The sequence below is a fragment of the Skermanella sp. TT6 genome (genome assembly GCF_016653635.2).
GTDB lineage: Bacteria > Pseudomonadota > Alphaproteobacteria > Azospirillales > Azospirillaceae > Skermanella > Skermanella cutis.
In genome coordinates this window covers 5,064,952-5,077,999 of record NZ_CP067420.1, presented here as the reverse complement: position 1 = coordinate 5,077,999, position 13,048 = coordinate 5,064,952, and the positions used below count along the sequence as shown (strand labels likewise).

15 protein-coding genes are annotated in these 13,048 nt (G+C 69.6%); 10 read left to right on the top strand and 5 right to left on the bottom strand.

What is annotated here, in order from left to right; genetic code table 11:
* Nucleotides 1-2: 2 nt before the first annotated feature.
* Nucleotides 3-914 (bottom strand): methyltransferase domain-containing protein, encoded by a 912-nt coding sequence (locus IGS68_RS23665; RefSeq protein WP_201074630.1) that lies wholly within the window; start codon nucleotides 912-914, stop codon nucleotides 3-5.
* A 106-nt stretch (nucleotides 915-1,020) separates the two neighbouring features.
* Between IGS68_RS23665 and IGS68_RS23660 the strand changes: the two genes are divergently transcribed.
* From IGS68_RS23660 to IGS68_RS23650, 3 genes are read left to right on the top strand one after another with little or no spacing between them, the layout of a single operon-like run.
* Complete coding sequence (locus IGS68_RS23660) at nucleotides 1,021-1,800, top strand: ComF family protein (protein WP_201074627.1); 780 nt, start codon at nucleotides 1,021-1,023, stop codon at nucleotides 1,798-1,800.
* 59 nt (nucleotides 1,801-1,859) lie between these two features.
* Nucleotides 1,860-2,120 (top strand): glutaredoxin 3, encoded by a 261-nt coding sequence (gene grxC, locus IGS68_RS23655; protein ID WP_201074625.1) that lies wholly within the window; start codon nucleotides 1,860-1,862, stop codon nucleotides 2,118-2,120.
* The gene (locus tag IGS68_RS23650; protein WP_201074623.1) at nucleotides 2,120-2,986 is read left to right on the top strand and encodes a carbon-nitrogen hydrolase family protein; all 867 of its coding nucleotides are present in this window, start codon (nucleotides 2,120-2,122) and stop codon (nucleotides 2,984-2,986) included. The genes grxC and IGS68_RS23650 overlap by 1 nt, the downstream gene beginning before the upstream one ends.
* A 19-nt stretch (nucleotides 2,987-3,005) precedes the next feature.
* On the opposite strand, the gene IGS68_RS23645 is transcribed toward IGS68_RS23650, so the two are convergent.
* The 3 genes from IGS68_RS23645 to IGS68_RS23635 all read right to left on the bottom strand — a co-directional run bounded on the left by IGS68_RS23645 (nucleotide 3,006) and on the right by IGS68_RS23635 (nucleotide 5,869).
* The gene (locus tag IGS68_RS23645; protein WP_201074621.1) at nucleotides 3,006-3,398 is read right to left on the bottom strand and encodes a response regulator; all 393 of its coding nucleotides are present in this window, start codon (nucleotides 3,396-3,398) and stop codon (nucleotides 3,006-3,008) included.
* On the bottom strand, nucleotides 3,391-5,046 hold the full coding sequence (locus IGS68_RS23640; RefSeq protein ID WP_201074619.1) for a sensor histidine kinase: 1,656 nt from the start codon (nucleotides 5,044-5,046) through the stop codon (nucleotides 3,391-3,393). The genes IGS68_RS23645 and IGS68_RS23640 overlap by 8 nt, the downstream gene beginning before the upstream one ends.
* Nucleotides 5,047-5,287: 241 nt before the next feature.
* On the bottom strand, nucleotides 5,288-5,869 hold the full coding sequence (locus tag IGS68_RS23635) for a class I SAM-dependent methyltransferase (RefSeq protein WP_201074609.1): 582 nt from the start codon (nucleotides 5,867-5,869) through the stop codon (nucleotides 5,288-5,290).
* A gap of 120 nt (nucleotides 5,870-5,989) precedes the next feature.
* Between IGS68_RS23635 and IGS68_RS23630 the strand changes: the two genes are divergently transcribed.
* Nucleotides 5,990-6,418 (top strand): DUF1178 family protein, encoded by a 429-nt coding sequence (locus tag IGS68_RS23630; protein WP_201074607.1) that lies wholly within the window; start codon nucleotides 5,990-5,992, stop codon nucleotides 6,416-6,418.
* 14 nt (nucleotides 6,419-6,432) lie between these two features.
* On the opposite strand, the gene IGS68_RS23625 is transcribed toward IGS68_RS23630, so the two are convergent.
* Complete coding sequence (locus tag IGS68_RS23625; protein ID WP_201074605.1) at nucleotides 6,433-7,551, bottom strand: DUF2336 domain-containing protein; 1,119 nt, start codon at nucleotides 7,549-7,551, stop codon at nucleotides 6,433-6,435.
* 529 nt (nucleotides 7,552-8,080) lie between these two features.
* Here IGS68_RS23625 and IGS68_RS23620 point away from each other — a divergent pair.
* The 6 genes from IGS68_RS23620 (at nucleotide 8,081) to IGS68_RS23595 (ending at nucleotide 13,036) form a co-directional block, all read left to right on the top strand.
* Nucleotides 8,081-8,284: a hypothetical protein gene (locus IGS68_RS23620; RefSeq protein WP_201074603.1), complete on the top strand. Its 204-nt coding sequence runs from the start codon at nucleotides 8,081-8,083 to the stop codon at nucleotides 8,282-8,284.
* A gap of 67 nt (nucleotides 8,285-8,351) precedes the next feature.
* The gene (locus tag IGS68_RS23615; protein WP_201074601.1) at nucleotides 8,352-8,903 is read left to right on the top strand and encodes an NUDIX hydrolase; all 552 of its coding nucleotides are present in this window, start codon (nucleotides 8,352-8,354) and stop codon (nucleotides 8,901-8,903) included.
* Nucleotides 8,904-9,004: 101 nt separating this feature from the next.
* Entirely contained in the window at nucleotides 9,005-10,252 is a 1,248-nt protein-coding gene (locus tag IGS68_RS23610; RefSeq protein WP_247881043.1) for a DUF2336 domain-containing protein, read from the top strand.
* 227 nt (nucleotides 10,253-10,479) lie between these two features.
* The gene (locus tag IGS68_RS23605; RefSeq protein WP_201074598.1) at nucleotides 10,480-11,076 is read left to right on the top strand and encodes a c-type cytochrome; all 597 of its coding nucleotides are present in this window, start codon (nucleotides 10,480-10,482) and stop codon (nucleotides 11,074-11,076) included.
* 11 nt (nucleotides 11,077-11,087) lie between these two features.
* Nucleotides 11,088-12,392 (top strand): NAD(P)/FAD-dependent oxidoreductase, encoded by a 1,305-nt coding sequence (locus tag IGS68_RS23600; protein WP_201074596.1) that lies wholly within the window; start codon nucleotides 11,088-11,090, stop codon nucleotides 12,390-12,392.
* A gap of 71 nt (nucleotides 12,393-12,463) precedes the next feature.
* The gene (locus tag IGS68_RS23595) at nucleotides 12,464-13,036 is read left to right on the top strand and encodes a NapC/NirT family cytochrome c (RefSeq protein WP_228420906.1); all 573 of its coding nucleotides are present in this window, start codon (nucleotides 12,464-12,466) and stop codon (nucleotides 13,034-13,036) included.
* The last annotated feature ends 12 nt before the right edge of the window (nucleotides 13,037-13,048 follow it).

Genomic DNA, 13,048 nt, shown 5'->3' with positions numbered 1-13,048 from the left:
CGTCAGGGTTCCGCCTTGTCGCCCGCCGGCCGCTCCTCCGTCCTCAGGGCGTCGGCCAACCTCGCCTGGGCGCTGCCCGGCTGCATCGGCTTCTGCTGGCTTTCGTGCGGCGACCAGCCGGCGAGGTAGAGCACCTGGAAGGTCGCAGTCACCCGCCCGTCGGGTTCGGAGAACAGCTCGGCATAGCGGCGCGCGGCGTCGATCAGCAGGGCCCGCGGAGTCGGCCGCCGGCGGCGGTTGAGCCCGGCGTTCGTCTCGCCCATGCCGCGAAGGTCGGCCATCAGCTTGAAGGCGCTGTCGTAGGTCACGGTCAGCGTGTCGCTGTCCACCACCGGCAGGCTGAAGCCGGCGCGCTGGAGCAGGCCGCCGGCGTCCCGGACTTCCGCGAAGGGGGAGATGCGGGCGCTGACCCCGCCGGTCAGGTCCAGTTCCGCCTCCATCAGGCAGCGCCGCAGCTCGAACAGGGTGTCGCCGCCCAGCATGGCGCCGATGAACAGGCCGTCCGGCTTCAGCGCGCGGCGGAGCTGGAGCAGCGCTCCCGGAAGGTCGTTGACCCAGTGGAGGCTGAGGTTGCTGACCGCGAGGTCGAAGCTGCCGTCGGCGAAGGGCAGCAGCTCCTCGTCGCCGGCCACGCGCAGGCCCCCGGCGGCGGCGGCCATGGCGGGCGACAGGTCGCACTGGACCAGCCTCTCGATCCCCTTCCGTCCGCGCAGCGCGCGGCCGACCTCCCCGGTGTGGCAGCCCAGGTCGAGCGCCGTGGGGAAGTCGCGGACGACGTCCTCCAGCCGGTCGGCCAGCCGCTCCGCGATCTCCTCGAACAGGAAACTGTACCCGGCGAAACCGGCCGCGGCCCGGTCTCGGTGGCGGCGGACCGCGGCGCGGTCGAACACGTTCATGATGTCGCTGTCGTCCATACCCCTTATATGGAGATCCTGCCGCGCCGCACAACTCGGTCCGGCGCGCGCCGGGTGCGGCATCCGGCCCGTTGCCGTCCGGCGGGGGGCGGTGCGATCCTGCGCCATGGACTGGCCGCTGACCGCCTCCCTGACGACCCTGGCGCGCGCGGCGCTCGACGCGGTGCTGCCGCCGCGCTGCCTATCCTGCGCCGAGTCGGTCGACCGGCAGGGGACGCTGTGCATGCGCTGCTGGGGTGCCCTGACCTTCCTGGCGCCGCCCTGGTGCTCCTGCTGCGGCGAGCCGTTCGAGGGCGTGGTCGATCCGGGCCTGCCCGACGCGCAACGGGCCGAGACGCTGCTGTGCGCCCGCTGCGTCGGGAGCCCGCCGCCGTTCGGCCGCGCCCGGTCGGCGCTCCGCTACGACGACGGCAGCCGGGGCATGATCCTGGGCTTCAAGCATGCCGACCAGACCTATGCCGCGGTCGCCTTCGGCGGGTGGCTCGCCCGGTCCGGGGCCGAGCTGCTGACGCCCGACGCCATCCTGGCGCCGGTGCCGCTGCACCGCTGGAAGCTGTTCGCCCGGCGCTACAACCAGGCGGCGCTGCTCGCCAAGGATGTCGGGCGCCGCTCCGGCGTCGCCGTGCTGCCCGGCCTGCTGGTCCGCCACCGCCGGACAACGCCGCAGGGCGGCCATTCCCGGACCGGCCGGCAGCGGAACGTCCGCGGCGCCTTCCGGGTCCGGCCGAGCCTGGCGGAACGCATCCGCGGACGGCCGGTGGTGCTGGTCGACGACGTCCTGACGACGGGGGCCACGGCCTCCGAATGCGCCCGCGTCCTGCTGCGCGCGGGTGCCGCCAGGGTCGACGTCCTCACGCTCGCTCGAGTCATACGGTCCGGCGTCTAGCGAAATCGCCGGTATCGATCATATAACGGGATAGTCAATCCACAGTGGAGCCGCAGTCCATGGCCGAAGTCGTCATCTATACCAGTCCCTGGTGCCCCTATTGCACGCGGGCCAAGAAGCTGCTGACCGAGAAGGGCGTCCAGTTCGAGGAGATCGACGTGATGATGCAGCCGCGCAAGCGGGTGGAGATGACCCAGCTGGCCGAGGGGCGCACCACGGTGCCGCAGATCTTCATCGACGCCAAGCCGATCGGGGGCTGCGACGACCTCTACGCGCTCGACCGGGCCGGCAAGCTCGATCCCATGCTGGGCCGCGCCTGATGACCGGCGCCCCTCCCGCCGCCTCGCTCCCCGCCGCTGCACTGACGGTCGCCTGCGTCCAGGTCAATGCCGGGCCCGACATCGAGCCGAACCTGACCGCGGTCGGAGACCTGATCCTGCGCGCGCGGGAGGCCGGGGCCGATTTCATCACGACGCCGGAAAACGTCAGCATGATGGTGCTGGGCCGCAGCCGCGTGCTGCGGCGGGCCCGGCCGGAGGACGACCATCCGGCGGTCCCCTTCTTCCGCGACATGGCCAAGCGGACCGGGGCGTGGCTGCTGGCCGGCTCCCTCGCGGTCAAGCTCGACGAGGAGCGGGTCGCCAACCGCAGCCTGCTGTTCTCGCCCGAGGGGGAGATCGCGGGGCGCTACGACAAGATCCACATGTTCGACGTCGACCTGGCGCGGGGCGAGAGCTACCGCGAGTCGGCGACGTTCCGGCCCGGCGACCGGGCGGTGCTGGCCGCGACGCCCTGGGGCGGGGTCGGCATGACGGTCTGCTACGACCTGCGCTTCGCCTATCTCTACCGCATGCTGGCCCATGCCGGCGCCTCGGTACTGACCGTTCCGTCCGCCTTCACGGTGCCGACCGGCCGGGCGCACTGGCACGTCCTGCTGCGCGCCCGGGCGATCGAGACCGGCTGCTTCGTCGTGGCTCCGGCCCAGTGCGGCACCCATGACGGCGGCCGCACCACCTACGGCCATTCGCTGATCATCAGCCCGTGGGGCGAGATCCTGGCCGACGGCGGCGAGGAGCCGGGCGTCGTCACCGCCCGGCTGGACCTGGAGGAGGTCGCCAAGGCCCGCGCCCAGGTGCCGTCGCTGAAGCACGACCGGACCATCGAGCCGCCGGAATCGGTGCCTTGAGCGAGCGGTGCCCTCGGCGTCAGCCCGCGAAGCTCCGGATGATCTCCAGGAGCCGTTCGACCTCGATCGGCTTCTGCATCACCACCAACCTGTCGCCGGCGGGAATGGCCTCCTCCTCGTTCGGCGACATGTAGCCGGTCATCACGACGATCGGGAGGTCGCCGTCCGTCGACCGCAGGGTGCCGATCAGCTCGTGACCGCCGCCGCGCGGCATCCGCATGTCGGTCACCACGATGTCGGCCGGATCCTGCCGGTGGATCGCCAGCGCCTCCCTGCCGTCGCAGGCGGTGGTGACGCGATAGCCCTTGCGGGTCAGGAACCGTTCGAGCGCCATGGCGGCGATCGCCTCGTCGTCCGCGACCAGGACGTGGCTCCTGGGCTGTTCTTGCGTCACGGCATCGGTGTCAGGCATTCGGGTTCTCATGCGGTGGTCTGCTGCGGACCGGCAGCAATATGGTGAAGCGGGCGCCCTGGTCCAGGTTTTCGGCGGATATTCGCCCGCCCATCGCGCCGATCAGGCTGGCGCAGATCGACAGGCCGAGGCCGACCCCTTTGGTCGCCTCCTTGGTGGTGACGAACGGGTCGAAGATCCGCTCCGCCATTCCCGGCGGCAGGCCGGTTCCGTCATCGCTGATCGTGATGCGGATCTGGTGCGGCGCCTGCTCCTCGGACAGGCGCACCTCGATGCGTCCGCCCTCGAATCCAGGGTCGGTGGTCCGGCGGGCGGCGATGGCGTCGTGGGCGTTGCTCAGCAGGTTGATCACGACCTGCTCCAGGCGGCCGGGCCGGCCGGCCACGGCGGGCGCGGCCGGCGGGGCGTCCAGGGCCAGGGCCATGCCCTCGGTCGCGAAGTGCCGTTCCAGCAGGCCGACGGCGCGCCGGACCGGCTGAACCGGGTCGAACGGCACGACCTCCGGGCCGTCGCGCCGGCTGAAGGAGCGCATCTGGTCGACGATCTCGCCCATCCGGGTCGCCTGGGTCGAGATCAGCTCCATACCCTGGCGGAGATAGGCCGCGTCGGCCTCCACGCCCTCCTCCTCCATCAGCAGGCGGTTGTCGTCGGCGGTGATCCTGATGATGTTCAGCGGCTGGCTCATCTCGTGGGCGATGCCGGCCGCCAGGGTGCCCAGGGTGGCCAGTTTGGAAGTCTGGGCCAGTTCCTCCTGCAGCGTGCGGTACTCGGTCATGTCGCGCGCCGTGCCCAGCAGCTTGGTCGGACGGCCCTCCGCGTCGAGCACGGGAGCCAGGTTGGTCTGCCAGACGCGGGTGCCAGCCGGCAGGTCGAGCGTCTCCTCGTACTGGATCGGCTGGCGGGCTTCGCAGCAGGCGCGGTAGCGCTCGACGATCTGATCGGCCAGGGCGGGCGGGAAGAGGTCGTGCGGCGTCCGGCCGGCCACTTCGGCCGAGACCAGGCCGGTCTGGCGCTCATGGCTGGGGTTGAGCGCCTCGAACCGAAACTCGCCCGGGCCCTCCACGCCGACGACGAACAGGCCCTCGGCCAGATGGTGGAAGATGCTGGAATAATGCAATTCGCTGGCGCGCAGCCGGCGGTTGGCCTCCGACAGCTCGGCGGTGCGCTCGGCGACCCGCACCTCCAGCGTCTCGTTGACCCGCTGCAGCGCCGCGTTGGCGGCTTCCAGCTCGGCGGTGCGCTCGGCGACCCGGCGTTCCAGCTCCCCGTTGACGAGCCGGACCTCCGCTTCCGCGCGCTGCCGCTCCCGGATCTGCTGTTCGAGCCGGAAATTGGCGTCGCGGAGCTGGGCCGGGCTGGGCAGGGCGAGCGCGTGGGGGATCAGGGGCCAGAGCACGACCGCGGTCACGACCGAGATCGCGGCGGTGAAGGCCTTGACCGCGCCCTGCGCCACGTAGTCCGGGTTCCACAACGTCCAGGCGCCGAAGAAGTGGCTTATCCCGCAGGCCAGGATGAAGCCGCAGAACATCAGGAAGATCCACTTGTAGGCGAGATCCTGGCGCCGCCAGACGAAATAGAGCAGTCCGACCGGAATGGAGCAGTAGGCGAGGCCGATCAGAACGTCGGACAGCAGGTGCGTCCAGATCAACTCAGGCCGCCAGGTCAAGCAAAGGCCATGGGGCAGAAAGTCGCCGGGTTCGCCAAGGGCGCGAAAGAAGGTTTCCATGCAGTTCCCGGTCTAATAGCGTAGTATGCAAAGCCCTGCGGTTACCGCAAGCCGGTGTCCCGCCCGATCGAGAAGCGCAAACAAGGTAAATAATTGTAAGCTAAAGCTCCGCGCCTTGTCTCTCCCTATCGCACGGAAGGTTCTGTCTCATCGCTGGCGGCGGTCACCCCTCCGCCCGGTTCGGCGGAAGCGGCCAGGGAGCGGGATCTGCCACGGCGCAGAGGCGCTGGACGACCGCCCGCCTCGGGAAATCCGTCACGCCCTGTTCGAAGGCCACCACCTGGAGTTGGTGTCCGACGCGGTCGAGAAGCTCGCCGGGAGCCAGCAGGAAGGCCGGCGACGAGGGCTTGCCGAACCGCTCGTTGCCCTGCCCGAACGTCTCGTAGATCAGCACGCCGCCGGGTTCCAGCGAGGCCAGCAGCCTGGGAAACAAGGGGCGGTGAAGATAGTTGGTGACGACCACGGCGGCGAAGCGCCTGTCCGCCGGCAAGGGCCAGGGGCTTCCGTCCTCCAGGTCGGCCTCGATCAGCTCCGGGGAGGAGCCGCCGGCGAGGTCGGCGACGCCCGCCAGGGTCCGGTCGATCGCGGTGACCGGGTGCCCCAGGCCGGCGAACAGGCGCGTGTGCCGGCCGGACCCGCAGGCCACGTCGAGCACCGGGCCGCCCTGGCGCACCAGAGGCGCGAAGCGGGCCACCCACCGTGACGGGGGCGGGGAAAAGGGCGTGGGGGATGCAGTGGTATCCATTGTCCGTCAACCCGCTTGTGCTTTCACCTTGGCCTAACCAATTCGTACATATATGAAAGCTCGGTCGGATCGATGAACATTCGGCGGCGCCGCCGCCGGGAGCGGAACGAGTAACGGTCGATGATCCTCTTCGATCTCAAGTGCCAGGCCGGCCACGTCTTCGAAGCCTGGTTCAGGAACAGCGGCGCCTACGAGGCCCAGGCGTCGGCGCGGGAGATCTCCTGCCCGGTCTGCGGGGACGTCAGGATCGGCAAGGCGCCCATGGCCCCGCGCATCGCGAAGTCGCGCGACGCCGCCGCCAGGGACACCGACGAGGCGGCCCGGCGCAAGGCCGAGATCCTGCGAGAGCTGAAGGACCTGCGCCGCAAGGTCGAAGAGAACTGCGACTATGTCGGCGACCGCTTCGCCGAGGAAGCCCGGCGCATCCATTACGGCGAGGTCGAAAGCCGCGGCATCTACGGGGAGGCGACCGAAGCCGAGTCGTCGGAGCTGAAGGAGGAAGGCATCACCGTCGAGCGCATCCCCTGGGTTCCGACGACCAACTCCTGACGGCGGGACGGCCGTCAGGCATCCGGGCGTTCGCGGCGGCGCAGCGGGACCAGGTTGATGGCGGCGGGATTCTGGCGCCAGCCCTGGAGGATCGGCAGGGCCGATTCCGGAGTCAGGCGGTCGTAGAGCGCCAGCACCCGTGACAATTCGCGCGGATCGACGATCTGCTCGCCCGGCCGGGCCGCCCGGCTCAGCAGGAAGATCGAGGCGAAGAAGCCCTTGTCGATCCTCAGCGCCCGGCAGGCCAGCGTCAGGGCCTCGCCGCCGGTCTCGGCGATCAACTGGTGCATGGCTTCCGGACCCAGGCCGGCGATCCGGCCGAACAGCGCCTTGAACAGGTCGATCTGGCCGAGCCGCAGGGTCTGGATCAGGACCTGCGGCGTGATGGCACCGGCCTCGGCCATCCGCTCGACCGTCTCCAGCTGGTCGGCGGTCAGGCTGGTCCGCCCGCGCGTGCCATCGATCAGGTCCTGGAGCGTGGCCTGGAGCGCCGCGTCGAGCTGCGCCCTCGGGATCGCGAAGCGATCGAGGATGGTCCGCCGAAGCTCCTGCGAGACGAGCCAGTAGATCTTCGTCGCCAGTTCCGGCGTCAGCTCGGGCCGCCCGAGCAGGGGGGACCGCAAGGGCGGCACCCGGCGCGCGACGTTGGCCAGGCGGATCATCGCCTGTCCGGACAGGCTGGCGCCCCGGTTGCCCAGCAGCGTCTCGGCGACGCGCGTGTTGCCGGTTTCGATCAGGACGTCGCTGACCGCCGTGCTGATCCTGGACCGGCCGGCGACCGCCAGCTGGTGGGCCTCGGCGTGGGCGCGGACGATCGCGATCAGGTCCTCGTCCTCGAGCACGTCGCTGCGCAGCAGGATCGGCCGGGCGATCTCGATCTGGTCGTTCGCCAGGGTCACGATAAGGTCCCGGGGTGCCTCGGCATGGGACGCCAGCCGTTCGGCGAGCGATCGCCGGACATCCATCTCGGCGTCGCGCAGCACTTGCCGGAGGATGTCGACCACCAGGTCGCGCTCGCGGTCGGACAGGCTGTGCCCCGCGAAATAGAAATCGCCGACCTTGTCGGCCAGAGCCCGCCGTCCGGTCTGGCTCCTGTCCCGCGCCATCTCGAACAGATCGGCCAGATGCGCCATTGTACCGCCGCCTGTCCTTGCTTCCGATCCGGGTTCCGTCACGCCTCCGCTCATCGGCGCCCTCCGGCCGGACCGCGCCGGGAGATCTCCCGGCCGCCGTCGCGATGCGCCACAGGACGGGCCTTCCGATCGGCCGGTATTTCCTGGGAAAACAAAACCAAACGCTTCATCGTCGCGACCCTTCTGGTCGGCCGGTCATTGGATCGGGACCGTGTTCCCGCTGGCTTCGCAGCGTGAAGAGCATGCGGAATCTTCCTTAGTAAAATGTTAATCCGCCGCCCCTGGATCATCGGGCCGCGACCGGGCCGCGGATTCGATTGTATTTTAAGCTATTTGGCGCAAGCCCGCCGGGCGCTGGAGAATAGGCCGGGCAAGGTCATTCACCCTCCTGAAAGGCAGTGCCGTCGCAGCCTCATGGGTATGGCTTTATCCCTCCGGTGCGGGCTATACTCCAGACGGTATAACCCTTCTTCGGAATGCGGCGGGCTCGTGCGAGGCCCGGCTTCCGCAGCGCGTCCAGGAGATCGCCATGCAAGTGCAAGCATCGGGAGTCGGTCCCGCATCGGGCTACTCCAGCCCGCTCCAAACAGCCGCGACCCGTCCCCAGGACGAGCAGCAGGGCGGCCAGGGCGGCGGTCAGGCCGTCGGCGGAACGCAGGGCGGCACGCCGGAGAACCAGCCGGTGACGGACCCCTTCGCCACGCGCGGCCGGAACGTGAACATCACGGTCTGAAGTCTCCGCCCGAGGACATCGGCGCGTTCCGCTTGCCCGCTCCCACGGGCTGCGCCACATTACGGCCATGACCTCCGATCCAAAGCCGAGCGGGCCGACAGTCCGCATCATCCCCGAGGGCGACGACCGTCACCGCCTGGTATGCCCCGATTGCGGCTTCATCAATTACGAGAACCCGAAGATCGTGGTGGGGTCGGTGGCCGCGTGGGAGGACCGCATCCTGCTGTGCCGCCGGGCGATCGAACCGAGCAAGGGGCTTTGGACCCTGCCGGCCGGCTACATGGAGCTGAACGAGACGACCGCCGAGGGGGCGATCCGCGAAGCCTGGGAGGAGGCGAGGGCCAGGATCGAGATCGATTGCCTGCTCGCCGTGTACGAAATCCCGCGCATCAGCCAGGTCCAGCTCATCTACCGCGCGCGGCTCCGGTCGCCGGACGTGGCGGCGGGACCTGAAAGCCTGGAGGTGGGGCTTTTCAGGTGGGACGAGATCCCCTGGGACAGGATCGCCTTTCCGACCGTGCGCTGGGCCCTGGACGAGTTCAACGGCCGGCGCCGCGAGCACGAGTTCAGCCCGGCGACCAACCCCGAACCGGAACCGCCGCCGCCCACGGGCCTGTAAGGCCCAGCCTGCAAGTTCATCTTCTGGAAACCCTGATCGCCGATAAAGGTTCGGGATCGGCGCGGCGAGCCAACGCCGCGCCCGGCAGACCAGGACAGATCGTGCCCAGCAGAGAGCAGAACCCGCCGCCCGACGGCCCGCTCGATTACGAGACCTCGAAGCGCATGGCGCAGAGCGAGGACACCGCCGTCCGCGCGCGGGTGGCCGGGCGCGAGGATGTCAGGCCGGAACTGCTCTATTATCTGGCGATCGATCCCGCGGTCGAGGTGCGCCGCGAAGTGGCCGCCAACCCGTCGGCGCCGGCGCAGGCCAGCGCGGTCCTGGCGCGCGACAGCGACGAGAGCGTGCGCCGCCTGCTGGCGGACAAGCTGGCCCGCCTGCTCCCCGACCTCTCGCGCGAGGCGCAGGGCCAGCTCTTCCAGCTCACGGTGCGGACTTTGGAGCAGCTGGCGCGCGACCAGGCGGTCGGAGTCCGGCAGGCGCTGGCGTCCAGCCTGAAGGACGTCGCCTGCGCGCCGCCCGACCTGTGCGCGCATCTGGCGCGCGACGTCGAGCGGGAGGTGGCGGAGCCGATCCTGCACTATTGCGCCACCCTGACCGACAAGGACCTGCTGAGCATCATCGCCAACCAGCCGAAATCCTGGGTGCTCAGCGCGATCGCCCAGCGCGGCGGCGTCTCCGGCCCGGTCGCGGCGGCCTTGTACGAGACGGGCGACGTCGAGGCATCGACCGCGCTGCTCGACAACCACGGCGCCCTGATCCCCGAGAACACCCTGTCCGGCATGGTCGAGCAGTCGGCCGCCCGCCCGTCCTGGCAGGAACCGCTGGCCAGGCGGCCCAGGCTGCCCGGCCGCCTCGCGGTCCGGCTCGCCGAATTCGTCGACCAGCACGTGCTGACCATCCTGCGCCAGCGCCGCGACCTGGATGCCGAGACCGCGGCCGAGGTGGTCAGCGTTGCCCGGCGCCGGATCGACTACCTGGACCAGAGGTCCGACGGCGAGTCGCCCGAGCACCGCGCCCGCCGGCTTTTCATGGTCGGACAACTCGACGAAAGCGCCATCAGCGACGCCCTGTCGTGGAACGACATGGTGTTCGTCAAGCTGGGCCTGGCGCTGATGGCCGGCATCTCTCCGTCCCTGGTGGAGGAGATCATCGCGGCGCAGAGCCCCAAGGGGGTCACGGCGCTGGCCTGGCGCGCGGGCCTGAGCATGCGGTGCGCCATGCAGCTCCAGTCGCGCGCCGCCAACATCCCGCCGCGCATGCTGCTGAATGCCCGCAACGGCGTGGATTATCCGCTGACCCCGGTCGAGATGACCTGGCAGCTCGAGTTCTACGGGGTCGGGCTGTAGCGGCCGGGCGGCCGCGCGGCGGTCCGCCGGCATTGCCGAAAAATTGATCTGGATCATTTCTGCGCCGCCCCGGCCGGCTTTCTTACATTCGGAATCCATTATATACGAGTTCCCTGATATAAGTCGTCCATTCGGACGATCGTTCAGGCGAAGGCGGCAGCGCGACAGCCAGCGGAGCATCCGTCCGGAACAACGAAACGGAACGGGGAGGTTCCCAGGACATGCTCGTGAGGCCATCAATCCCAAGCCGCCGGCTGGGTTCCGCCCTCCTGCTCGGCGCGATCCTGTGGTCGGCGCCGGCGCTGGCGGATCTGGAGACCGAACTGCTCGCCGTTTCCTGCGCGGCGTGCCACGGAACCGACGGCAGCAGCATCGGCGCCGCGACGCCCACGATCGCCAGCCTGTCGCCGGAATACTTCGTCGACAGCATGATCGCCTACAAGACCGAGACGCGGCCCTCCACCGTGATGGGACGGATCGCCAAGGGCTACAGCGACGCCGAAATCGACAAGCTGGCCGAATATTTCGAGGGCAAGCCGTTCGAACGGCCCGGCCAGGCGGTGGACCAGGCGAAGGCGGACGCCGGCAAGGGCCTGGCGAAGAAATACTGCGAGTCCTGCCATGAGGAGGAAGGCAAGGTCGGCGAGGGCGTCGGCGTGCTCGCCGGGCAGCGGCTGCCCTACATGCAGTTCTCGGTGACCGACTTCCTGTCCGGCCGGCGCGCGATGGAGAAGCGCCAGAAGCAGAAGTTCGACGCATTGCTCGCCGACCAGGGCAGGGACGCGTTCGACGCGATCCTCCACTACTATGCCAGCGTGAAGTGAGGGCCGCCGCCATGCAGAACACCGGACGCCGGACCTTCCTGAAACTCGCGGCCCTGAATCTGGCGGGAGCCGCCGCGGCCGGCGTGGTCGCGATGCCCCGCATCGCCCGCGCCGCCGGACCCAAGGTGGTCGTGGTCGGCGGCGGGCCGGCCGGAGCGACCGCCGCCAAGTACCTGAAGCGCTTCGATCCCTCGGTCGAGGTCACGCTGATCGAGGCCAACCCCCAGTACCACACCTGCTTCATGAGCAACGAGGTGATCGGCGGCGAGCGCAAGCTGGAGAGCCTGGCGATCGGCTACGACGGGCTGAAGAAGCACGGCATCGCCGTGGTCCACGACCTGGTGACCGCCGTCGACGGCGCGGCCCGGACGGTGACGACCAAGGGCGGCCAGACCTTCGGCTTCGACCGCTGCGTCGTGGCCCCGGGAATCGAGCTGAACCATGCGGGCCTCGAAGGCTACGGCGTCGAGGCGGCGGAGAAGATGCCGCACGCCTGGAAGGCGGGGGCGCAGACCGCGCTGCTGCGCCGCCAGCTCGAGGCCATGCCGGACGGCGGCACCTTCGTCATGGTGGCCCCGGCCAACCCGTTCCGCTGCCCGCCCGGCCCGTACGAGCGCGCCAGCCTGATCGCCAATTACTTCAAGCACCACAAGCCGAAGTCGAAGGTCATCATCCTCGACGCCAAGGACGCCTTCTCCAAGCAGCCGCTGTTCAAGGAGGCCTGGGAGAAGTTCTACGGCTTCGGCACGGCCGACAGCATGATCACCTGGATCCCCCTCAAGGAGGGCGGCAAGGTGCTGAAGGTAGATCCGGGCACCATGACGGTGACGGCGGAAGCCGGGACCTTCAAGGGCGACGTGGTCAACGTGATCCCGCCGCAGGGCGCCGGACGGATCGCGGTCGATGCCGGCCTGACCGAGGGGGCTTGGGTCCCGGTCAACAAGGGCACCTTCGAGGCGAAGAAGCTCCCCGGGATCTACGTGATGGGCGATGCCGCCGACGCGGCGACCATGCCCAAGTCGGCCTACGGCGCCAATTCCCAGGCCAAGGTGGCCGCCGCGGCGGTGGTCTCCGCGCTCAAGGGGCAGGAGCCGCCCAAGCCGTCCTACATCAACACCTGCTACTCGGTGGCGGGAACCGACCACTGCTTCTCGATCGCGGGCGTCTACGGCTACAGCGCGGCCGACAACAAGATCGTCGAGCTGCCGGACGCGGGCGGCATCTCGCCGCTCGGCGCCTCGGCCGAGGATCGCCGGCGGGATCTGATGTACGCCTACAGCTGGTTCGACAATATCCGCCACGACGCCTGGGGCTGAGCCTGGCCAGCCGCCCGGGCGCTTCGCGCCCGAGGGACCGGCGGGCATTCCCCTGAATCGGAGAGTTCCCCATGTTCGGCCGACTCTGGAACCGGCTTGCGCGCCCGTGGCCCGTCTTCGGCGGCGGGATGGTCCTGATCTTCTCGGGCGTCGCCGCCGCGGTCGTGTTCCTCGGCGGGTTCACGGTCTTCGCCGAGTACACCAACCGCATGGAGTTCTGCATCTCGTGCCACGAGATGGAGACCGGGACCTATGCCGAGTACCGCAAGAGCATCCACTTCACCAACCGCACCGGCGTCCGGGCGGAGTGCGAGGACTGCCACGTGCCCAAGGAGTTCGGCCCCAAGCTGGTCGCCAAGGTCGTGGCCGTCAAGGATGTCTGGCATCACCTGCTGGGCACCATCGACACGCCCGAGAAGTTCGAGGCCCACCGGCTGGAGATGGCGACCCGAGTCTGGGCGCGCATGGAAAGCACCCAGTCGCGCGAGTGCCGGAACTGCCACGCCTTCGACGCCATGAACCTGGGCGAGCAGGGGCGGCGGGCCAAGGTCCGGCACCCCGTGGCGATGCAGGAGGGCAAGCATTGCATCGACTGCCACAAGGGCATCGTCCACGAACTGCCCGCCGGATACGACCCGAAGTGAGTCCGGCACGAC

What these genes read in the sequence shown, in the direction of transcription:
- IGS68_RS23625 (WP_201074605.1), bottom strand. Translation starts at nt 7,551, where the DNA reads ATGGCGCATCTGGCCGATCTGTTCGAGATGGCGCGGGACAGGAGCCAG.
- IGS68_RS23650 (WP_201074623.1), top strand. Translation starts at nt 2,120, where the DNA reads ATGACCGGCGCCCCTCCCGCCGCCTCGCTCCCCGCCGCTGCACTGACG.
- IGS68_RS23630 (WP_201074607.1), top strand. Translation starts at nt 5,990, where the DNA reads ATGATCCTCTTCGATCTCAAGTGCCAGGCCGGCCACGTCTTCGAAGCC.
- IGS68_RS23665 (WP_201074630.1), bottom strand. Translation starts at nt 914, where the DNA reads ATGGACGACAGCGACATCATGAACGTGTTCGACCGCGCCGCGGTCCGC.
- IGS68_RS23615 (WP_201074601.1), top strand. Translation starts at nt 8,352, where the DNA reads ATGACCTCCGATCCAAAGCCGAGCGGGCCGACAGTCCGCATCATCCCC.
- IGS68_RS23600 (WP_201074596.1), top strand. Translation starts at nt 11,088, where the DNA reads ATGCAGAACACCGGACGCCGGACCTTCCTGAAACTCGCGGCCCTGAAT.
- IGS68_RS23645 (WP_201074621.1), bottom strand. Translation starts at nt 3,398, where the DNA reads ATGCCTGACACCGATGCCGTGACGCAAGAACAGCCCAGGAGCCACGTC.
- IGS68_RS23620 (WP_201074603.1), top strand. Translation starts at nt 8,081, where the DNA reads ATGCAAGTGCAAGCATCGGGAGTCGGTCCCGCATCGGGCTACTCCAGC.
- IGS68_RS23635 (WP_201074609.1), bottom strand. Translation starts at nt 5,869, where the DNA reads ATGGATACCACTGCATCCCCCACGCCCTTTTCCCCGCCCCCGTCACGG.
- IGS68_RS23660 (WP_201074627.1), top strand. Translation starts at nt 1,021, where the DNA reads ATGGACTGGCCGCTGACCGCCTCCCTGACGACCCTGGCGCGCGCGGCG.
- grxC (WP_201074625.1), top strand. Translation starts at nt 1,860, where the DNA reads ATGGCCGAAGTCGTCATCTATACCAGTCCCTGGTGCCCCTATTGCACG.
- IGS68_RS23595 (WP_228420906.1), top strand. Translation starts at nt 12,464, where the DNA reads ATGTTCGGCCGACTCTGGAACCGGCTTGCGCGCCCGTGGCCCGTCTTC.